Source organism: Erythrobacter sp. AP23 (genome assembly GCF_001542855.1).
Taxonomy (GTDB): Bacteria; Pseudomonadota; Alphaproteobacteria; order Sphingomonadales; family Sphingomonadaceae; genus Qipengyuania.
In genome coordinates this window covers 223,086-243,949 of the sequence record NZ_LNBY01000017.1, presented here as the reverse complement: position 1 = coordinate 243,949, position 20,864 = coordinate 223,086, and the positions used below count along the sequence as shown (strand labels likewise).

Genomic DNA, 20,864 nt, shown 5'->3' with positions numbered 1-20,864 from the left:
CGTCAGCGATTTTGCCGCCCTTCGATCAATCGATCAACCAGTGATGGATCGGCCAGGGTCGACGTGTCTCCGAGCGAACCGTAGTCGTTCTCGGCGACCTTGCGCAGGATCCGGCGCATGATCTTGCCCGAGCGGGTCTTGGGCAGGCCATCGGTGAACTGGATGTGGTCGGGCGTCGCGATCGGGCCGATTTCCTTGCGCACGTGCTGGCGCAGCCCAGCATAGAGATCGTCGGAGCCCGCTTCGCCAGCATTGAGCGTGACGTAGCAATAGATGCCCTGCCCCTTGATGTCGTGCGGGTAGCCGACCACCGCCGCTTCGGCGACCTTGTCGTGCAGGACGAGCGCGCTCTCGACCTCGGCGGTACCCATCCTGTGACCGGAAACGTTGATCACGTCATCGACGCGGCCGGTGATCCAGTAATAGCCGTCCTCGTCGCGGCGACATCCGTCGCCGGTGAAGTATTTGCCCTTGTAGGTCGAGAAATAGGTCTGCTCGAACCTGTCGTGGTCGCCGTAGACGCTGCGCGCCTGGCCCGGCCAGCTGGCGGTGATGCACAGATTTCCCTCGACCGCACCGTCGAGAACGGCTCCCTCATGGTCGACCAGCTGCGGCTGGATGCCGAAAAACGGCAGGCCAGCGCTTCCCGGTTTCATGTCGTGCGCCGCCGGAAGTGTCGTGATCATGACGCCGCCGGTTTCGGTCTGCCACCAGGTATCGACGATCGGGCAACGGCTGTCGCCGACGACCTCGAAATACCAACGCCAGGCCTCCGGATTGATCGGCTCGCCCACGCTGCCGAGGAGTCGCAGCGACGACCGGTCACGGCTGGTCACGAAGTCGTCACCTTCACGCATGAGCGCGCGGATCGCAGTCGGTGCAGTATAGAGGATATTGACCTTGTGCCTATCGACCACGTCCCAGAAGCGGCCGTGATCGGGATAGTTGGGCACCCCTTCGAAGACGACGCTGGTCGCCCCGTTGATCAGCGGACCGTAAACGATGTAGCTGTGCCCCGTGACCCAGCCGATATCGGCCGTGCACCAGTAGATTTCGCCCGGCTGGTAGTCGAACACGTAATTGAACGTCGCTGCGGTCCATACGCCATATCCGCCGGTGGTGTGCAGCACGCCCTTGGGCTTGCCGGTCGAGCCCGAGGTGTAGAGGATGAACAGCGGGTCTTCCGCCGCCATTTCCTCGCACGGGACATCGGCATCGCTCGCGATGTCATGGAACCAGTGATCGCGGCCCTTCGCCATCGCGATATCGGCGCCGGTGTGCCTCACCACCAGCATCCCGTCGAGCGGTGTATCGTGATCGGGTTCGGCGAGAGCGGCATCGACATTGGCCTTGAGCGGCACGCGCTTCGATCCGCGCAGCCCCTCGTCGGCGGTGATGACAAACCGGCTGCCGCAATCCTCGATCCGGCCCGCCAGCGCCTCGGGCGAGAAACCGCCGAACACGACCGAGTGGATCGCGCCGATCCGCGCGCAGGCGAGCATCGCGGTGACACCCTCGACGATCATCGGCATGTAGATCGTGACCCGGTCACCCTTGGCGACGCCCATCGCCTTCAGCGCATTGGCCATGCGCAGCACTTCGCCGTGCAGCTCGCGATAGGTCAGCGTGCGGCCCGGCGTCGCCGGATCGTCGGGCTCGAAGATGATCGCCACCTGGTCCCCACGCGTATCGAGATGGCGGTCGACCGCGTTGTGGCACAGGTTGACCGTGCCGTCGGCGAACCAGTTTATCTCGACCGGATCGAACGACCATTCGCCGCCCTTGGTGGGCGGCGTGAACCAGTCGAGGCGCGCGGCCTGTTCCAGCCAGAAACCATCCGGATCCTCCACCGACCTCTGGTACATGGTGTCGTATTGCCCGGCGCGGCAGTGCGTCGCGTGATCGACATGAGGACGTTTGACGGCTTGGATCATCGTGACTCTCCCGTTTGCGCCGGAAAAGCTAAGCGAATTTGGCGCGGCTGGCTTTCAGACAATGGTCGTAAGACGTTTCGCTAACTGTCCGGCGCCATAACATTGGGCCAATCTCTTCCGCACAACGACAATCCTGGGAGGGACCAATCATGCCGCGCACCACGCTCCGGATCGCCATCCGCACCAGCCTGCTGGCGGCCACTTGTCTTACCGCCAGCCCCTTGCTGGCACAGGACGCGTCGGTCGAAGAACGCCTCGACCGGCTCGAGGCGATGGTCGGTTCCCTGCTTGAGCGGATGGACGCGCAGGAGGGTGCAAACTCCGCGCAGCAAACGGCGATCCGCACCGAGATGCGCGAGCAGAGCGAGGCACTGCTCGCCGCTACCCGGGATCTGAAGACGCAGCAGGCGGAACTCGCCCAGCAAACTGCGGCCCCCAGTCAGCAGGATGGCAAGGGGTTCAAGGTCGGCAAAACCACCGTCGCCTATGGCGGCTACGTCAAGCTCGACGCGATCTCGCAGCGGTTCAGCGGTGGCAACGTCGCCGATGGCAGCATCATTCGCGACTTTCTGATCCCCGGTGCGATCCCGGTCGGCGGCGCCCCCTCGGGATTCGATACCGATTTCAATGCGCGCCAGACGCGATTCTTCTTCAAGACCGAAACCGATGTCGGCACAGAGCATAAGCTGGCGTCGCATATCGAGCTGGATTTCATGGTCACACCCGGCGGCGACGAGCGTATTTCGAACAGCTATGTCCCGCGCCTGCGGCAAGCTTACATAACCTACGACAACTGGCTGTTCGGCCAGGCCTGGTCGACATTCCAGAATGTGGGCGCCCTTCCCGACAGCCTCGATTTCATCGGCGCGACGCCGGGCACGGTGTTCGATCGCCAGCCCATGATCCGCTACACCAGGGGCGGGCTGCAGATTGCGGTGGAGCAGCCCGAGACGACAGTGACTTCGCCCACCGGAGCGCGCGTGCTAGCAGGCGACGACACATTCCCCGACATCGTCGGCCGCTACAATTTCGCCGGCGACTGGGGTTCGGTTTCGCTTGCCGGGATCGTTCGCACCCTGCGGATCACGGATGACGATTTCGGCTCCGGCACGGACAGCGCGCTGGCCTATGGCGCAAGCGTCGCGGGCAAGCTGAAGATCGGCCCGCACGACGATTTACGGTTCATGGCCACCGCTGGTGACGGGCTCGGGCGGTACATCGGGCTCAATATCGTCAACGACGCCGCGCTCGATGCCAATGGCGATCTCGATCCGATCTTCACCTATTCGGGCTTTCTCGCCTACCGGCACCTGTGGAGCGACAAGCTGCGCTCCAGCATTTCGGGCGCCTATTTCAAGGCCGACAATCCGATCCTGCTGACCACCAACCAGGTAACCGACGAGAGCTGGAACGTGCTTGCCAATCTCATCTGGTCGCCCGTCGATCCGATCGATATCGGGGTGGAACTGATGTACGCCGAACGAACGCTCGAAGACGGACGCAGCGGCAACCTCCAGCGCGTGCAGGTTTCGACACGATACAATTTCTAGGCGTGAACCCGGTCGAGCGACGAACGCATTTCGCCCCCTTCAGGAGCTAGCCGCGTTCCGCGGTGTCCGCCAATTTCCTGATTAAAGAGTCATTCTTTCGTCCCTCGGGACCTCAGGATCGACGCCGATACCGCGCCAGGCCGAGCCGACCGGTCGTGGAAGTGGCGCGCCCGGCAGGACTCGAACCTGCAACTCCAAGCTTAGAAGGCTCGTGCTCTATCCAGTTGAACTACGGGCGCGCTCTGGGGGACGCCATAACGCGCCTTTCGCGGCGGGCCAATCGGCACTAACCCACTTTGCCATGAAAAACGCACCGCAGTCCGTCCCGACCGCCACGCAGCAGTTCCGTTACTACGACCTGGTGATGGCGGGTTTCGTCACGATCCTGTTGCTCTCCAACCTGATCGGGGCGTCGAAGCCGAGCTATGTCACGCTGCCGATCGTCGGCGAATGGTCGTTCGGTGCGGGCGTGCTGTTTTTTCCGATCAGCTACATCATCGGCGACATCCTGACCGAGGTCTACGGCTATGCCCGGGCTCGGCGCGTGATCTGGACCGGCTTCGCTGCCCTGCTGTTCATGGCCTTCATGGCCTGGGTGGTGGTGCAATTGCCGCCTGCCGACGGATGGCCGGGGCAAGAGGCCTATGAATTCGTCTTTGGCAATTCCTGGCGCATCGTTCTTGCTTCGATGATCGCCTTTTGGGTGGGCGAGTTCGCCAACAGCTACGTGCTCGCCAAGATGAAGGTCTGGACGCAGGGTCGGCACCTGTGGATGCGCACCATCGGCTCGACCGTGGTCGGCCAGGGGCTCGACAGCCTGATTTTCTATCCGCTGGCTTTCTGGGGGATCGCGGGATGGCCGGTCGAGCTGTTGTGGCAGGTCGTGCTGTCGCAATGGGCGATCAAGACCGCATGGGAGGCGCTGCTGACGCCGGTAACCTACGCAGTGGTCGGCGCACTCAAGCGCGCGGAAGGGGTGGAGGTCTTCGATACGCAGACCGACTTTTCACCCTTCGCGTCTTCGAGGGGCTGAACGGCAAAAAGGGGCGACCCGCAGGCCGCCCCTTCCCTCCCCCGATGAAGGCGTGATCCTAGAACTTTGCACCGATCGCGATGCCATAGCGGCGCGGATCGAGCGTGAAGATGTTGGTGAACAGGCCCGAGCTGGCATCGGTGACGTATAGACCGGTCACCGAATCGCTGTCGAAAATGTTCTGGATAAACCCGCGGACGAACCAGCGATCGTCGGCGCCGTTGAGCTGGATTTGCGCATTCGCCTGTACGAAGGGCTTAATCCGATTAACATTTCCGTTGAAGACATTGCCGAACTGTTCGCCGGTATAGGCGAGGTCGAACCGCGGCACGAGCGACATGCCGTTGTCGAATTCGGCCGTATACTGCACCCCGATCGACGCCTTGAACTCGGGCGCCTGGGGCAGCTTGTTGCCGCGCAGGTTCACCTGGACACCCGGGCTCAGCACATTGAGTGGCCCAAGCGCGGCGAAGGCCGGATTAGCAGTCTGAGCATCAAGCACGCTGCAGATGCTGAATGCCCCGTTCGAAGCGATACCACCATCAGCCGGGAAAGGAGCAGGACCCTGGAGGCCGAGACCGCCGTTAACAAGTCCGACGAAGGCATTCGCACCTGCACCCGTCACTGCGCACAACGCTCCGTTTGTGATATCCTTGATGATCACTGCGGAGGGATCGCCACCACCCGGATCGCGCGGATTGCTGAAGAACTGATCGCCGTCCACCTCGGCATTGAGATAGCTTACGTTCATATTGATCAGCCAGTTGTAGCTGGGCCGCATGATCGTCTCGAGTTCGAGACCCCATATCTTGGCATCGATCGTATCATTGACCGACGTCCTGGCGATAATGCGGCTGAGTTGCAGGTCCGAATATTTGTAGTAGAAACCGGTCAGGTTGACCTGCAAGCTGCCGTCGAGGAAAGTGTTCTTCGATCCGATTTCGAACGCATCGATTTGTTCTGAATCGAAGCTGTCATTCACTTGGAATATCGGTTGTAACGGTGGATTGATACCGCCGGATTTGTACCCACGAGAGTATGAGAAATAGAGATGGTTGTCGGGAGACAGCTCGTAATCGACCACAAATCGGCCAGTCATTTCGTCAAAACCGACCGAGCGCTCCTGGAACGCTTCGCACCCTGGAACCGACCCGATGGGGCCGACCGGAGAAATGTCCGCACAGGTAGTCTCCGGATCGCCAGGATTGGCAAGGTTCAAGGCCGGATCGGGATTGGTCGCAGGGTCGGCATCGAAGCCAGCGCCGAACGGCGTAGCGAACGGATCGGTGGTCCCATAGGGTACAAGGAAACTCGCGAGAGTAGACCGTGCTTGGATAGACTTGCTGTCATCGTTGTAACGCAGGCCGGCGGTTACCTTGAGCCGATCTGTTATGTCGAAATACACTTCGCCGAAGATGCCGAAGCTCTCCAACTTGAAATCTGACGTATTGTTCCGAAAGAACGAGGTGCCGAGGTAGCTCGGAGGAAGGCCGCCGCCCAAAGACGTGAACGAACCTAACACGCCCGCGATATAGTCGATCGCGAAGGCATTTACATAATAGCTATTTTCGGAGAACTCATTCTCGGCATAGATGCCGCCCAGCAGGAAATTGAACGGGCCATCGAAATCGGACGAGAGGATCGCTTCGACCGACCAACCCTTGGTCTGCTGGTTCGAACGGTCGAACTGGGTCCCGTCCGGAGTACAGATCCGCTCCCCTTCGAACGCACCGCGATTGTCGAGCCGTGTGTCGGAAACGCACAGATTGCCCGTTCCGTCGAACAACGCATCGACGATCGGCTGGAAGTAGGCACCAGTGCCGGGCGCGAACCCAAGAAATGCATCGGTTACGGGATCGAAAATCGGAATGCCATTGGCAGCCAAGCTGTTGAGCGTCGTAAAGGCCGTGCCTGCCTGAGGTATGGCACCCACGCCTAGGTTATAATCCTGGCGCGAATCCACTTCGGTTTCCTGATAGGTCCCGGTCACCGAGAGTTTTAACGGTCCGAAACCCTGCTCGACATGAGCCTGCAGCTGCAATTCGTCCGAGAAATACTCGGGCGTGAATTGCGTGTTCACAACACGTACGTCGTTGGGCTCATTGAAATTCGCATAGGCATCGGGACCGTAAAGGCTATTCAACCCGAGGGTGGCCGGAATTCCGTTGATGGCGAGAAATTCCGACGATCCCAGCGTTCCGGTGAAGGTCGAGTTTGCATTCGTCTTGGCGAAATCGCGGCGGGTGTTGAGACAGCCCAGCACGCCGGTCGGGTCGCGCTGGCACAGTTGCTTCTGGATGCGCAGGCGATCGTCGTCTTCGCGGAAGTAGAAACCCAGAAGGTCGATCGTCGTATCGGGGCCGGGCTCCCAGCGGAACGAGCCGCGCACCGCATACATGTCGCGGCCATCGATCCGGCTGCCGTCGAAGAGATTGCGCGTGTAGCCGTCACGATTGAGATAGTAGCCTGCGGCCCGCAGCGCCATCGTGTCGCCCAGCGGCACGTTGAGCATGCCGCGCGCCCTGATGCTGTCGTAATTGCCGTATTCGAATTCGCCGGAAGCGCGGAAGGCACCGAGTTCCGGCTTTGCGGTCACGACATTGACCACGCCCGATGTCGCATTGCGACCGAACAGAGTGCCCTGCGGACCACGAAGAACCTCGATCCGCTCGAGATCGAAATATTCGGTCTCGAATAACCGTGTGCTGAACAGCGGCGCAGAATTGAGGTGGATTGCGGTCGCGCTGTCGCATGACACGCCGACGCAGAGGTCGCCGATACCGCGGATCGTAAAGCTCGAAGCGGTAAAGTTGGACTTGGTGAACGACACGTTAGGCAGCGTCAGTTGCAGGTCGCTGGCATTCTCGATCTGCTGCGCTTCGAGCGCTTCGGCATCGAAGGCGCTGACCGCGATCGGCACTTCCTGCAGGCTCTGTGCCTGACGCTGCGCTGTAACGATGATGACAGTATTGCCGAACTGCGGATCAGTGAGATCGTCGTCGGTAGCCTCTTGCGCGATTGCCGGAAACGAAATCGCGCTCGCACAGATCCCCGCGAGCAGGGAAGCCCTTACCCTCATTAACCCTCTCCTCTCCATGTGGCCGTCTTTTGCGGCCTATGATCCCATAGCTATCATACATTCGTATGCACGCAAGGGTTCGCGCATGATTGTTGCGCAGAGGCCCACATATTTTTGGCAAGTGTTGTTCGAGGGTGTCGATTGCGTGCGCGATTGACGTTACGGCATCGCGGGCTCGCGAACAGTGATGCAGATTTACCGCAGTCAGACGAGCGTATGGCTCTCGGCGATCTGCGTAATGCCGCGTTTGCCCGATCCGTCGCGTCCGAGTTGTACGATCACGTCAATCACGCTGGCCGCGTAAGCAATCGTGTCGTTGCGGGTGAGGCCGATTCCCGTCTGCATGACCATCAGGGACAGTTGCTCGAGCGCGCCACGAAGCGAATTGGCGTGGATGGTCGAGAAGCTCCCTGGGTGGCCGGTATTGATCGCGCGCAGGAAGCTGACGCTCTCCGCGCCGCGCAATTCGCCTAGGACGATGCGATCGGGCCGCAGCCTCAGGGCGGCCTGCAAGAGTTCATTGGCCGTGACCTTGGCCTCGCCCAGCTCGCCTTTGACCGCAACCAGACCTACGCCGTTTTCGCCAGGCAGTTTGAGTTCGGGCGTATCCTCGACCAGCACGACGCGCTCGTGCCTGGGGATCTCGCCAAGCATGGCGTTGAGGAAGGTCGTCTTGCCGGTGCTCGTGCCGCCGGAGACGAGGATAGTGCGGCGCTGGCGGATCGCCTCGCGCAGAAAGGCGACCGGCTCTGCCTGCGCATCGGGCATGGCGCCCCGCTGCGGCGGCACCAGCGGTCCGGTGTCATAGGCGTCGAGCGGCAGGTCGAGGCGGCGATGCCTGCGGATCGCCATCGCCCAGTGCTTGCGGGCCGCGGGCGGACCGCAGAACTGCACACGCGCACCGCCGGGCAAGGTTGCACCGAGCAGCGGATGTTCGCGATTGATGCCCTGGTGGCTGACCCGCGCCACCTGTTCGGCAAGGCGCTGGATCAACCGATCGTCGATGTCCGGACGCACGATCTTCTGTATCCCGCCGGCGGCGGCATCCTCGACCCAGACCTCGCCCGGCCGATTGACGAGGATCTCGGTCACCGTGTCGCGCTCTAGCCATTCGCGAAACGGCGCCAGATAGGCATCGAGGTAGACGCTACGCTCGCCATGCAGGTCAACCGGCGGCGCGTCTTCTTCCGGATGATCGTCCGGGTGAAAGGGATGGACGTCGGCGCTCACGCTATCTGACTCGCTCAGCTGACCGAGGAGAAATCAAGGTCGCGCGCGGTGAAGATGCGGATCGGTTCGCCCTGCCGCACGCGCACGGTCGGACCGCGCTGGCCATCCTGCTCCGCCGCCGTTGCGGCAGCCGACTGGCTCGCTCCGCCGATCAATACGCCGGCCGCACCGCCGGTGGCGAGCGAACCAACGCCGCCGACCACGGAAAGCAACATGGCCGAACCGAACCGCCTGAAAAAGCTGTTGCCCGAAACCTTGCCGGCAAGGCCGGTTGTCCCGTCGAACCCGATCGCGGGCGATGCCAGATTGACCGAGGCCCCGTCGGGACGGATCAGCCGTGTCCAGATGACATAGGCGCGCTTCTGGCCGTTCTGCAGCCCCGATTGATACTGGCCGATCAGGCGACTGGAACGCGGGACGAGGATCTTCGTCCCATCGAAGCTGCGCACATCCTGGCTGACTACCGCGCGGACGTAGCCCGGAACATTGGTATCGATCGCGGTTTCGAGAATCGCGGGGATCAGCGTGCCTTGCGTGACCGTGGTCGTGGGATTGACCATCGCCTTGGCCTGCGCGGGCGCACCGCCCACGCCGCCGATGCGGCTGGCAAAATCGGTCGCGGAATTGCCGGTCGATCCGGCGGCAGCAGTATCGCCGCCGGTGCCCGGCTCGACGATCGCCAGCGTGGCGGGTGAAGCGCCCGAGTCGAAGACTACCGTCGGATTGGCATAGGGATTGGCCGCGAGACCGGGCTGAGGCTGCGCGGCGAGTACCGGCTGCGGCGCGGGATCGGGCCGGGCTGCGGGGGCCGCGACGGCCTGCGCGGGGGCCGGCGGAGTGATCGCCTGCGGAGGCACGGCAGGTGCCGCCTCCACCGGCGCCTGCTGGCCGCCGATCCCCTCGGGCGGCGCCACGCGGGCGGAATTCATGCTCCACAGCGTCACCAGGCCGAGGCCGGCGACGATCGCGATACCCGCCACGAGGCCGAGCGCGTCGGACTTTCCCGCCGGACGCGCAACCGCCGGAAAGGCATTGCGCTGCGCCAGGTCGATGACTTCTGCATCGGCACCTTCGCGCGGATCGACATCATTGGCGATCCCGCTATCGCCCGGCTTCTTTTCGGGCAGTCGCATGGCAAGACGCATCGTTTACCTCCCCTTCGAGGCGAGAGCGGGATTGCCGCTCGCACTGGCAGCGGGCCGTTCGGGCCCGGTGTTGATGAGTTGGGCGGAATCGTCGCCCGACCGCAGGACGATCGTGCGCGGTACGCCGTCGACCACTATGGTATCGCCGCGGACGGTGAAATTGACCGGTCCTTCCACGCCATGGCTATTGGTCACGAGGATCGCGGGCACGTCCTTGCCCGTCGGCCAGGTCAGGAATGTCGCGGTGCCGTCGTCATAAGTGTTCTCGGGCAACAGTTCGGGATCGCCCGAGGCGTTCCAGGCGAAGTTGAGATCCGCCGGGTCGACCACGGCATAGGGATCGCGCGCGGCCTGCCGCTCGATGGCATTGGGCGCGGCGGCCATCTGCGTCTGTTCTTCCTCGGGCTCGTCCGGATAGGCGAATCGCATCAGGTAGAGCGGCTTGGCATTGGGATTGGCGACGAGGTCGAACAGATAGGTCCGCTTGCTCGTGATGACCGTGAGATTGGTCGAAGCGCGCGCATCCAGCGGTTTTACGAACAGGATGTTGGCGCGCTTGTTTGGGGTCACCTGCCAGGTCGAACTGTCGCCGATGGCGACATTTTCGATCACCTCGTCGTCGCCGAACATGATGCTGGCCTGCACGGTCACGCGGCCTTCGACGCGGACCACCTTGGCCTCGTCATACATCACCTCGACGAGGCGCGAATCCTGTGCTGCCGCGGGGGCAGCCAGCAGGGCTAGAGCGAGCGCGGGAATGAGCGCGCGGGTCATGCGTGTTTCTCCATGGATCGGTCGAGAGCCTTGGGCGTCGCGGACTTGAACCGGCTGCCGATGCCGGAACCGCGCACGCGGGCCTTGCTAGTGATGGAATGCTGAGCGGAGCCTGACGAGGTCGCGTAAACCTTGGTCACACGCGCCCCGCCGGCGCCAGAACCGCCGGAATCGTTGGCGGCGTAGGCAGTCGGCACGGCCGATACGTCGATCTTGCGCGCCTGCGAACTGGCCTGGTTGGCCGACTGCGCCTGAGCGAGCGCGGCGGCCGGTGCGGCCTGCTGTGGAGCGGCCGCGGGAGCCGGCTTTTCTTCCCTGTCCGGGACGAGACCGAAAACGCTCCAGCCCGCCACCATCGTACCGGCGACCTTGAGCACCAGCACCATGAGCGCAACGTGCACGGCCCCGATCATGAAGAAGGCCATGCCCGCCTGCGGATCGACCTGCCCGGGTACGGCGGTGAGCGCGGCAAGGATGGGCACTGCCAGTTCGAGCATCACGCTGCCGCCGAGCACCGCGAACAATGGCGCGAGCGCGCACATCGTCAGCCCTTTGACCCAGCCGGTGAACAGGCCCCGCGTACCGTTGAAAAGCGCCATTACGACAAACAGGGGACCGAGCGCGATCAGCACGCCCAGTGCAATCTTGGTGGTGACCAGCAGGCCCACCGTGCCGAGCATGAAGAGAAGCGCACCGAACCACATCATTCCTTCGGGCGAAAAAGTGGAGATGTCTTCCGCTCCCGCGCTCGCTTCCTGGATGGCGATGAAGACCACGTCGATCTTTTGCGCGAACGTGTCGATGGCCGATCCCCGCGTGCCGGTCAGGATGCCCGCCAGATAGTCGGGCGTTGCGACGGCGAGGTTCCACACCACACTTTGATAGGCGATCCAACTTGTCGCGAAGGTCAGCACCAATCCCAGCGTCATCATCCGGGGGACGAGGCTGCGCACGCCGATGTTGGTGCGCCCGGTCAGCAGCGCGAGCGCGAACAGCGCGATGAAGATCGTCAGAAGAATGGTGAGCACGGTTCCGAGCGAACCGCCCGGCGCGAACAGGCGGCCGAAGGCGGCCGCGCTCGCCTCGCCCGCGATACAGTCCACCCCGCGCAGTGCGGCGGCGACGCCATTGCCGACCTGCTCGGTGGCCTGCTGGCAATTCACGCTCACTCCGCGGCGAGGCCGAGGGCTTCGACCCCCGCCTCCCCTTCATCGTTCGCGCCGCCTGGCCACTTGGTGCCGGTGAGCGCGGGGAACCATTCGCTGGGCGCATCACCCAATGCTTCGCGGAGCAGGTCGAGGCGGCGAACCGAGCTTTCGCGGCCCGAAAGCAGCGTCAACACTTCGGGCGCGCCCGACAGATCGAGGCGCACGACCACGCTCGCATCGGGCTGGCGCACGAGGAAGCAGCGGCTGTGCGCGGGCAGCGTGCGGATCAGCGCAAGCTCGTGCTCGGTCAGGCCGAAGCCGTCGCAGTAATCTTCCGGCCGCGCGCGCGAATTGGGCATGAACACCATGGTCGCGGTCTGCTCGACCAATGCGGTCGAAATGCGGCTTTCGAGCGCGTCGCGCGCCGACTGTGTGGCGAATCCGACCAGCGCGTTGCGTTTTCGCAACGTCTTGAGCCAGTCGCGGATGCGCGCGGCGAAGACCTCGTCGTCGAGTGCCTTCCAGCCCTCGTCGATCAGGATCATGGTCGGCTTGCCGTCCAGACGCTCCTCGATGCGGTGGAAAAGGTACATCATGGTCGGCGTGCGCAGCTTCGGGTTTTCGAGTAGAGCGGTCATGTCGAAGCCGAGCACGCGGCTCGTCAGGTCGAGCCGATCTTCCGCATTGTCGAACATCCAGGCGTTCTCGCCCTCACCGATCCATGCGCCGAGACGATCCGCGAGGTCGCCCGGCTGCGGGCGGCGGCTGCCGGAAAGCAGCTCCTTGAAATGGCGCAGGCGACGCAGCGAGGCATCGTTGGCATAGGCCGCATCGACGGCGGCCGCGATGGTCTGCTCTTCCTCTGGCCCCTCGGCCTTGAGCAGCACGCCCAGCCAGTCGCGCAGGAACGCCTTGTTGCCCGGGGTTTCGGGAAGAGCGAGCGGATTGAAACCGGTCGGCTCGCCCGCGCGGATGCTGTCGTAGCGCCCGCCGATCCCGCGCACGAACAGTTCCGCGCCGCGATCCTTGTCGAACAGGATCGTGCGGGGGCTGAACTTCTGCGCCTGCGCGGCGAGGAAATTCATCACCACGGTCTTGCCCGAACCCGACGGCCCGATAACCGAGAAGTTGCCCAGGTCGCCGTAGTGGAAGTTGAAGAAGAACGGAGTCGCGCTGGTCGTCTCCAGCAGCGTAACCGCCTCGCCCCAGTGATTACCCTGGGCCTGGCCGAGCGCGAAGCCGTGCAGGCTCCCGAAGCTGGCCATATTGGCGCTCGAAATCAGCGCGCGGCGGACGAGATAGCTCTCATTGCCCGGGAACTGACCCCAGAAGGCGGGCTCGCAATTGGTATCCTCGCGCACTGCGATCGCGCCGGTGTCGGCAAGCGCAGCGGCGCAGGCGGCCATGGCGTCGTCGAGCCGGCCGAGATCGCGTTCCTTGACCATGACGGTCAGGTGATGGTCGCCGAAACCGACCGCGCCGTTACCCAGCGCATCGCGCGCAGCCATCATGTCGGCGCGTTCGGCGGCGGCTTCCTCGTCCGCGCTTTTCAGTCGGCGGATGGCGAGATCCATGCGCTCGCGCGCGGTCTGGCGTTCGGCAGGCGCATAGCTTTCCGATACGACCATTTCGAAGGGCAGACGCAACAGGCTGTCGAGCAGGCCCGGGCTGGTCGCTTCGGGATAGTCCTTGAGACCGAGAATTCCGCCGAAATCGGGCGAACCCGATCCGCGCATTTCGATTGCATCGAGCCCGAAGCTGACGCGGCGATAGGGCAGCATGTGGCCCAGATCGACATCGTCGGCAGGCTTGCGCACGGGGCGCATCTCGCCGTTGTAGAGCGCGCTCAAGAGCTCGAGCATTTCCGAATTGGTATGTCCTTGCGGGCCGACATAGTCGCCGAGCGGGGTCGCGCCATAGGCCTGCAGCGCGGCGACCAATCCTTGCGAGGCGGCGCGCAAGCTGCGCAGGTCCTTCGGATCGGCTTCGAGCCGTTCGCCGCCACCGCGCTTGAACTTCTTGCTCATGCGTTCGGCCAGCCCCGCCTTGCCGCGTGCAGGCCGGCGGATCAGCGTAATGAATTGGTCGTTCACGAACAGCTGGCCCGAGCCGAGCCGCTCGCGCCAGCGCTCGTCGATATGGCGGCTTATCGGATCGGGATACTGCGCCTCCAGCTCCACCGAAACGCGGCGACGGATGACGTGGTGGTAGAGAACGAAACGCGCATCGAGCGTGGAACGCAGCACGACTTCGCGCGTCGCAGCATGGGCGTTCAACGCTTCGCTGTCCTCGGTCTCGAACAGCAGGCCCGGAACCTGAATCGCGGTCATCACGCTGCCGTCACGCAACAGCATGGTGCTTTCGTCGATCAGGCGCAGATAGGGCAGGCGGTCGCCGGCGCGCGCTTCCTTCGCGCTCCACGCCGCAGCGCCCATCCATTTCTCTTTACGCGGCATAGGAATTGCACCCCCAGCGCTTGTAGTTTTTCACCCGCGGGCACTTACTGACCCTGGTAATCCACAGGTCGAAAATGCGCGGTTCGCGCAGGCAGGCGAAATAGCCGATGCCATGCATCACGGCGAAGACCAGCAACGCCAGCCAGCTGCCGGTGATCAGGAATGCCTCGGTCGTCACCATCCCGTTGATGATGAAATAGTTATATGTCACCCCCGCGAACATCTGCGGGCGCGTCAGTGCGCGGTGAACGGGATGGCGGACGAGCGCGGTCATGCTAGCTCGCCACGCCCTGAATACCGGCGACGATCGAAGCGGCACCGAACAGGATGAACACGCCGATGATCACGGTCGCGCCGAAACGCCAGTTGAGCCGCCCGGTCAGCATCATGAACCCGACGGCCGCCACCGCCATGACGGCAACCGCGGTGGCGACATTGCCGAGCAAGGTCCCCTGCAGCCAGCCAAGCGCTGCGACGATGGGGCCCGACCCTGCCGGATCGGCAGCCTGCGCAAACGCGGCGTTGGGGCTCGTCAATGCGGCAAGAGCTGCCGGAACGGTAAACTTGCGACTCAATTATCTACTCCCGTGAATGGTCTGACAGACGGCCCATGATGGCCGCCACATAATGCTGTGTTTCGCGAATGCGGGGAATGCCGCCCGCACGAATGACGCGTCCGGGTCCGGCATTGTAGGCGGCTAGCGCTTTTTCGAGATCGCCGTCGAACCGGTCGAGCTGTTCGCGCAGATAGCGTGCCCCACCTTCGAGATTGGCGAAGGGATCGTCGGGGTCGACGCCGAGATCGCGCGCGGTGCCGGGCATCAGTTGGGCAAGACCCCGGGCACCGACCGGCGATACCGCATTGGCACGCCAGCGGCTCTCCTGCCACACGACAGCCTCGATCAGCGTCGGGCTGAGGTCGAAACGCGCGGCCAGTTCGGCCACTTTCGCCTTGTATCCCTCGGGCACCAGCCGGGCATGTTCGACGGGATCGGCGACCGCGATGTCGGGAACGACAAGATCCGCAGGGACTTCTGCCAGCGGTCCGGACGCCGCCAACTCGTTCTGCGCAGCAGGAAGGGCGGTGCCCCCGCCGGTCACCCAGCGCGCTCCGTCCGCGTCGATCTCCATGACATCCGCCTTTGCAGGAAAGGCGGAAAGCGCTGCGCAGGACAATCCCAAAACCAGCGCCAAGCGTGCGAGAATCATTGCACCCTCCGTGCGGCCCCATTGAGGATACTACATGACAGGCGGGTGACAAAAAGCTGAATTGTGGAGGAAACTATCGCGGCCGATACGAATTGGCCCACCTTCCGCAAAAAAGGAAGGCGGGCCCGTTGGTTCGGTGATCTCGCGCGGACTTAGCGAAGCGACAGTGCGTAATAGCGGGCAAATTCGCCCTTATCGAGCATTGCCAGGGCCTTGCGGGCAAGGCGGCGCGAATCCACCCATTTGCCTTGTGCGGTTTCAAGCTCGACGCTGTTGCGGGCGCTGGCTGCGGCCTCGAATGCGGCGCGCGCCGCCTCATAGTTGCCCGTGCGCGCGAGCGCGATGCCGTGGTTTATCAACCGTGCCGGATCATCTTCGGCCAACTCATCCGAGTTTTCGATGATTTCGCGCGCCGCAAGATTGTCGTTCGCGACGAGTTCTTCGTAGCCGACGTCATATTCGGCCTGCGGCGTCTTGGCCGCGTCGACGGGACCCTGCACGAGAAGGGCCAAAGCAACGCTGGTAATGATCGCCATGACAGCTCTCCCTTTCCTGTTCTGAGAGTTGTTATGAACCCCGCCCAAAGCGACTGCAACAATTCCGTAACATTGTCACAAAACTGAAATTTCGAGCGCCGGCAAAGGTATTTTCGAGAACCGGCTCGGTTCGTCGTGCCATTCACCGGTTTTGCAACACAACGGTCACGAAACGATAAAAAGTGTCACGAAGCACCCCTAGCGGACGAGTCGCGATCAACGAATTCGCATTTCGATTCATCCGGTTTTTGAGGGGACCGTTACCCGTGACCAATTTCCATCGTTCGCTCGTACTCGGCTGCTCCGCTCTGGCTCTCGCCAGCTGCGGCGCCGACGAAATCGTCTCGCCGGGCACCGGCGGGAACATCACCATCAACAACACCAATACCCCGGCACCCACGCCGACCCCGACACCGACCCCGACGTCGACGCTGGTCACTCCGGCCGCCGGTTGCCCGACCATCTCGGACCCCGTCGGCCTGACCGACACCGGAACCATTTCGGGCCCGACCGGCACCTACCGCGTGTGTGAACTGCCTGAGCGCTTTACCGCTTCCTCCACCCTGCCCTTCATCAACGGCCTGCTTTATCGCATCAACGAACGTGTCGACGTCGGCACCGACGGTGGCCCCGCCGATACCGGCGCCGATACCGATGTCGAGCTGACCATCGAGCCGGGCGTCATCCTCTTCTCGTCGGGTTCGGGCTGGATGAACGTCAACCGCGGCAACACGATCCAGGCCGTCGGCACTGCCGCCCGTCCGATCATTTTCACCAGCCGCGACAACGTCCAGGGCCTCAACACCGTCAACTCTTCGGGTCAATGGGGCGGTCTCGTCCTCTCCGGCCGCGCCCCGGTTACCGACTGCATCGCACCGGGCGCCACGCCGGGCACCGTCGCCTGCGAACGCCAGGTCGAAGGCGCGGCTCAGCCTGCCCTGTTCGGCGGCGCAACCGCGGGCGACGACTCGGGCAACCTCGACTACGTCCAGATCCGCTATTCGGGCTTCGTCCTCTCGGGCGACAACGAACTGCAGGCCCTGACCACCGGCGGTGTCGGCAGCGGCACCAGCATCAGCAACATTATGAGCTACAACAGCTCGGATGACGGGGTCGAGTTTTTCGGCGGCCAGTTCGACGTGCGTAACCTGATCGTCGTCGGTGCGGAAGACGACAGCCTCGACACCGATACCGGCGTCAAGTCCAACATGCAGAACGTTATCGTGGTCCAGCGTCCTGGCGTCGGCGATACGATCATCGAAGCCGACTCGAACAACGGCCTCGAAGAGCAGACCCCGCGCCAGAAGACGCAGATCTCGAATGCGACCTTCATCCACAATGGCGCCGAGCAGGATCAGGCCATTCGCATCCGCGGCGGCGCCGATTTCGCCATCGTGAACTCGGTTCTGATCGACCGGACCGGCGGTACGCCCTGCCTGCGTCTCGACCTCCCGGAAACGATCCGCGCCGCCGGCGCAGGTCCCGACGAAGACGGCCCGCCGGTCTTCGAAAGCTTCGTGATGGATTGCGATGTCGACTTCCGCGACGGTAGCGGCGGGGTCACCGCCGCCCAGACGCAGGCGATCTACGATGGCGGATCGAACAATGATGCGGGCTTCACCAACACGCTGACGATGACCTTCGTCAACGGCGCCAACGAAAACGGTGTCGCCGTGTTCGATCCGACCTCGCTGGATGCGTTCTTCACGCTGCCGACCAACATCGGCGCAGCCTATCCGGGCAACGACACCTGGATCCAGGGCTGGACCTGCAACTCGGCCACGGTGACCTTCGACGCCGCCGTTTCCGATTGCTCGAGCCTGCCGGTCTACTAATCGGCACCGAAGGCCGCGGGACGCACGCACATCGTGCATCCCGCGGCCTTCTTCGCTTTTTCGCACGGGAGCCGTCGCAGGGCTCCACACAGTTTTCAAAGGCCTGATCATGAGGGGGTCTCGAACCATGTCGACCGGCAAGCAGCTAACCGCGCTGCTCCTGCTTACCACCGCGCTCACCATTCCCGGCGCCGCCTATGCCCAGGAAACGGGCATAGGCACCGGCGCCGAAGGCGTTCCCGCCGAAGAAGACCTCGCGACCGACGCCGTCCTGGCACAACAGGTCGAGGGTATCGACGACACGCCAGTCGAGGAAGAGTTCGAGGAGCCCGAGATTTCCGTTCCCGGTGGCGCGATCGTCGTGACCGGCCGCCGTCGCCAGGACGTGACTCGCGCATCCTCGCAGGTCGTCTCGGTACTCGACAGCGCCAGCATCGCCCGCACCGGCGAAGGCGACATCGCCGGCGCGCTGACCCGGGTCACGGGCCTGTCGACCGTCGGCAACGGCCTCGTCTTCGTTCGCGGCCTGGGCGATCGTTACTCGCTTGCGCTCCTCAACGGTCTCCCGCTGCCGTCGCCGCAGCCCCTCAGCCGCGTCGTGCCGCTGGATATCTTTCCCACCAGTATCATCGCATCGAGCCTGGTCCAGAAAACCTACTCGGCCAACTTCCCCGGCGAATTCGGCGGCGGCGTGATCAACCTCACCACGCGCGCCGTTCCCGATGAAAGCTTCATCAAGATCAGCGCCGGGATTTCCGGAGACAGCGAAACCAACTTCGGAACCGGCTACACCTATTATGGGTCGAGCTACGACTGGTTCGGTTTCGACGACGGCCGCCGCACCACAAGGCCCGCGCTGCAGAACTATCTCGACAGCGGTGTTCCTATCTCGGACCCGAGCGTCGACCAGCGCTCGATCCTGCTCGAACTGGGCGATCCCAACCTGATCCTGCTGCAGAGCACCGACAATCTGCCGGCCAACTGGTCGACGGGAATCACCGCGGGAACCAGCTTCGACGTCTTTTCCGACGGCCGCTTCGGCATCATCGCCACGGCTTCGTTGAGCAACAAGTGGCGCAATCGGTTCATCACACGCCAGACCGCGGTGAATACGGACCTCGATCTCGACACCGACTTCCGCCAGTTCACCACCGACCAGCGCATCCTCGCGAACGCCATGCTGGGCTTCGGCCTCGAGGTTGGCGAGCATCGCTTCCGGATCGTCAACCTGTTCATCCGGGACAGCCTGAAGCGCGCCTCGCTCGCCGAGGGCACCGACTTCCAGAATGACGACACCGACCAGGTCCAGGACACCGCCTGGTACGAGCGCCAGCTGTTCGATACGCAATTTACCGGCGAACTGGAATTCGGCGATCTTTCGGTCGACCTGCGTGGCGGCTATGCCCAGACACAGCGGGAAGCGCCCTATGAATGGGAGTTCACCTATACCCGCACCAATAATGCCAACGATCCGCTCGGAAACGTCTTTCTCAATACGCTCGACCCGCAGCGCGGGGGCGCCGTGGTGGCATTCTCGGATCTGACCGAAGACCTCTATTACGGCGGTGTCGATCTGAGCTACCAATTGGCGGACTGGCTCGGAGTGACGGTGGGCGGTGCCTATACCGACACCGAGCGGCTGTCCTCGCGACGCGAATTCGATATCCGTGCCTCGGGCGGCTATCCCGATGTTTTCGGTGCCTTCCGCCCGGACAATCTCCTCGGCGATTCGCTGATCGAACTCGGCTACGATCAGGCGGCCCAGGATGCCGCGGGTATCGGCCCGTTCACCTATACCATCTTCGATACGACCGGTTCGGACCCGGCCTTCGCCGCAGGTCTCGAAATTCTGGCGGGCTACGTCCAGACCCGGATCGAACCGACCCTCGGCGTTTCGCTCGATGTCGGCGTGCGCTACGAAGATGCCACGCAGGAAGTCATCCCGCTCGGCCTCGACGGCACGCCCAGCGGTTCGGGCAATACGACCCTGCTCGAGAACGACTACTTCCTACCGGGCGCCACGCTCACCTGGGAAGTTACCGATAGCCTCCAGCTGCGCCTGAACGCATCGAAGACGATCGCGCGCCCGCAGTTCCGCGAACTGATTTTCCAGACCTATTTCGATCCGGAAACCAACCGCCAGTTCAACGGCAACCCGTCGCTGGTCGACAGCGAGCTAACGAATTACGAAGCACGGCTCGAATACTACTGGGGCTCGGGCAGCAAGGCGAGCGTCGCCGGCTTCTACAAGGATATCGAAAACCCGATCGAGATCTTCTCGAGCTTCTCGGACAACAACCAGATCAGCGGTTTTGCCAATGCTCCGTCGGCCCAGCTCTACGGCGCCGAAGTCGAACTGCAGTGGAACAAGGACCTATATAATCTGGGTGACTGGTGGGAAAGCAAGCGCCTCGTCGCGATTGCCAACTACACGTATACCAATTCGGAACTGGAAGTCGGTTCCGGCGATATCGCGCGGGTCTTCCCCTTCGCGGATCAGCCGGCGACCAACTTCTTCCGCGACGGCGTGCCGCTCACGGGCCAGTCGGACCATCTCGTCAACCTGCAGCTTGGGATCGAGGACCTCGACAAGATCAGCCAGGCCACTTTCCTGCTGAGCTATGCCAGCGAGCGTGTGACCAGCCGCGGGACGGCGGCTCTGCCCGATATCATCGAGGATCCGGGCCTGCGCCTCGATTTCGTGGTCCGCCAGGGCTTCGAACTCTCCGGGACCGACCTCGAACTGAAACTCGAAGCCCGCAACCTGACCGGTCGCGATCACTTCGAATTCCAGACCAACGGCACCAACCGGATCGAGATCAACAGCTACGACGTCGGTCGCAGCTTCGCCGTATCGCTCTCCGCCGAGTTCTGAGAATAGACAGGCTTCACACCCCGGGGGTCGCCTTCGGGCGGCCCCTTTTTTGTTGCAAAT

At 63.1% G+C, this 20,864-nt stretch carries 15 protein-coding genes and 1 tRNA gene; 4 read left to right on the top strand and 12 right to left on the bottom strand.

Features of this window, described 5'->3' with window-relative positions:
- Positions 1 to 2 precede the first annotated feature (2 nt).
- Positions 3 to 1,934 carry an acetate--CoA ligase gene (gene acs / locus ASS64_RS11060; RefSeq protein WP_067694186.1) on the bottom strand — a complete coding sequence of 644 codons (1,932 nt, stop codon included), beginning with the start codon at positions 1,932 to 1,934 and terminating at the stop codon, positions 3 to 5.
- A gap of 149 nt (positions 1,935 to 2,083) precedes the next feature.
- Between acs and ASS64_RS11055 the strand changes: the two genes are divergently transcribed.
- Positions 2,084 to 3,484: a DcaP family trimeric outer membrane transporter gene (locus ASS64_RS11055; RefSeq protein WP_234002386.1), complete on the top strand. Its 1,401-nt coding sequence runs from the start codon at positions 2,084 to 2,086 to the stop codon at positions 3,482 to 3,484.
- Between the two features lie 162 nt (positions 3,485 to 3,646).
- On the opposite strand, the gene ASS64_RS11050 is transcribed toward ASS64_RS11055, so the two are convergent.
- Positions 3,647 to 3,723 (bottom strand) — tRNA-Arg (locus ASS64_RS11050).
- Between the two features lie 62 nt (positions 3,724 to 3,785).
- Here ASS64_RS11050 and ASS64_RS11045 point away from each other — a divergent pair.
- A complete protein-coding gene (locus tag ASS64_RS11045; protein ID WP_067694183.1) occupies positions 3,786 to 4,517 on the top strand; it encodes a queuosine precursor transporter in 732 nt (243 codons plus the stop codon).
- Between the two features lie 58 nt (positions 4,518 to 4,575).
- On the opposite strand, the gene ASS64_RS11040 is transcribed toward ASS64_RS11045, so the two are convergent.
- From ASS64_RS11040 to ASS64_RS10995, 10 genes are all read right to left on the bottom strand, one after another.
- On the bottom strand, positions 4,576 to 7,596 hold the full coding sequence (locus ASS64_RS11040) for a TonB-dependent receptor (protein ID WP_067694180.1): 3,021 nt from the start codon (positions 7,594 to 7,596) through the stop codon (positions 4,576 to 4,578).
- 204 nt (positions 7,597 to 7,800) lie between these two features.
- The gene (gene virB11 / locus ASS64_RS11035) at positions 7,801 to 8,826 is read right to left on the bottom strand and encodes a P-type DNA transfer ATPase VirB11 (protein ID WP_067694177.1); all 1,026 of its coding nucleotides are present in this window, start codon (positions 8,824 to 8,826) and stop codon (positions 7,801 to 7,803) included.
- 14 nt (positions 8,827 to 8,840) lie between these two features.
- Entirely contained in the window at positions 8,841 to 9,971 is a 1,131-nt protein-coding gene (locus ASS64_RS11030) for a TrbI/VirB10 family protein (protein ID WP_234002385.1), read from the bottom strand.
- Positions 9,972 to 9,974: 3 nt separating this feature from the next.
- Positions 9,975 to 10,745: a TrbG/VirB9 family P-type conjugative transfer protein gene (locus ASS64_RS11025; RefSeq protein ID WP_067694173.1), complete on the bottom strand. Its 771-nt coding sequence runs from the start codon at positions 10,743 to 10,745 to the stop codon at positions 9,975 to 9,977.
- Entirely contained in the window at positions 10,742 to 11,908 is a 1,167-nt protein-coding gene (locus tag ASS64_RS11020; RefSeq protein ID WP_369815371.1) for a type IV secretion system protein, read from the bottom strand. The genes ASS64_RS11025 and ASS64_RS11020 overlap by 4 nt, the downstream gene beginning before the upstream one ends.
- Before the next feature lie 2 nt (positions 11,909 to 11,910).
- The gene (locus ASS64_RS11015) at positions 11,911 to 14,349 is read right to left on the bottom strand and encodes a VirB4 family type IV secretion/conjugal transfer ATPase (RefSeq protein ID WP_067694168.1); all 2,439 of its coding nucleotides are present in this window, start codon (positions 14,347 to 14,349) and stop codon (positions 11,911 to 11,913) included.
- Entirely contained in the window at positions 14,339 to 14,623 is a 285-nt protein-coding gene (locus ASS64_RS11010; RefSeq protein ID WP_067694164.1) for a type IV secretion system protein VirB3, read from the bottom strand. The genes ASS64_RS11015 and ASS64_RS11010 overlap by 11 nt, the downstream gene beginning before the upstream one ends.
- A 1-nt stretch (position 14,624) precedes the next feature.
- On the bottom strand, positions 14,625 to 14,924 hold the full coding sequence (locus ASS64_RS11005; RefSeq protein ID WP_067694161.1) for a TrbC/VirB2 family protein: 300 nt from the start codon (positions 14,922 to 14,924) through the stop codon (positions 14,625 to 14,627).
- Positions 14,925 to 14,928: 4 nt separating this feature from the next.
- The gene (locus ASS64_RS11000; RefSeq protein WP_067694158.1) at positions 14,929 to 15,558 is read right to left on the bottom strand and encodes a lytic transglycosylase domain-containing protein; all 630 of its coding nucleotides are present in this window, start codon (positions 15,556 to 15,558) and stop codon (positions 14,929 to 14,931) included.
- Between the two features lie 152 nt (positions 15,559 to 15,710).
- Complete coding sequence (locus tag ASS64_RS10995; RefSeq protein WP_067694155.1) at positions 15,711 to 16,094, bottom strand: hypothetical protein; 384 nt, start codon at positions 16,092 to 16,094, stop codon at positions 15,711 to 15,713.
- Between the two features lie 266 nt (positions 16,095 to 16,360).
- Between ASS64_RS10995 and ASS64_RS10990 the strand changes: the two genes are divergently transcribed.
- Positions 16,361 to 17,929 (top strand): hypothetical protein, encoded by a 1,569-nt coding sequence (locus ASS64_RS10990; protein ID WP_067694152.1) that lies wholly within the window; start codon positions 16,361 to 16,363, stop codon positions 17,927 to 17,929.
- Between the two features lie 127 nt (positions 17,930 to 18,056).
- A complete protein-coding gene (locus ASS64_RS10985) occupies positions 18,057 to 20,804 on the top strand; it encodes a TonB-dependent receptor domain-containing protein (protein WP_067694149.1) in 2,748 nt (915 codons plus the stop codon).
- Positions 20,805 to 20,864: the final 60 nt, after the last annotated feature.

What these genes read in the sequence shown, in the direction of transcription:
- acs (WP_067694186.1), bottom strand. Translation starts at nt 1,934, where the DNA reads ATGATCCAAGCCGTCAAACGTCCTCATGTCGATCACGCGACGCACTGC.
- ASS64_RS11055 (WP_234002386.1), top strand. Translation starts at nt 2,084, where the DNA reads ATGCCGCGCACCACGCTCCGGATCGCCATCCGCACCAGCCTGCTGGCG.
- ASS64_RS11045 (WP_067694183.1), top strand. Translation starts at nt 3,786, where the DNA reads ATGAAAAACGCACCGCAGTCCGTCCCGACCGCCACGCAGCAGTTCCGT.
- ASS64_RS11040 (WP_067694180.1), bottom strand. Translation starts at nt 7,596, where the DNA reads ATGAGGGTAAGGGCTTCCCTGCTCGCGGGGATCTGTGCGAGCGCGATT.
- ASS64_RS11030 (WP_234002385.1), bottom strand. Translation starts at nt 9,971, where the DNA reads ATGCGTCTTGCCATGCGACTGCCCGAAAAGAAGCCGGGCGATAGCGGG.
- ASS64_RS11025 (WP_067694173.1), bottom strand. Translation starts at nt 10,745, where the DNA reads ATGACCCGCGCGCTCATTCCCGCGCTCGCTCTAGCCCTGCTGGCTGCC.
- ASS64_RS11015 (WP_067694168.1), bottom strand. Translation starts at nt 14,349, where the DNA reads ATGCCGCGTAAAGAGAAATGGATGGGCGCTGCGGCGTGGAGCGCGAAG.
- ASS64_RS11010 (WP_067694164.1), bottom strand. Translation starts at nt 14,623, where the DNA reads ATGACCGCGCTCGTCCGCCATCCCGTTCACCGCGCACTGACGCGCCCG.
- ASS64_RS11000 (WP_067694158.1), bottom strand. Translation starts at nt 15,558, where the DNA reads ATGATTCTCGCACGCTTGGCGCTGGTTTTGGGATTGTCCTGCGCAGCG.
- ASS64_RS10995 (WP_067694155.1), bottom strand. Translation starts at nt 16,094, where the DNA reads ATGGCGATCATTACCAGCGTTGCTTTGGCCCTTCTCGTGCAGGGTCCC.
- ASS64_RS10985 (WP_067694149.1), top strand. Translation starts at nt 18,057, where the DNA reads ATGTCGACCGGCAAGCAGCTAACCGCGCTGCTCCTGCTTACCACCGCG.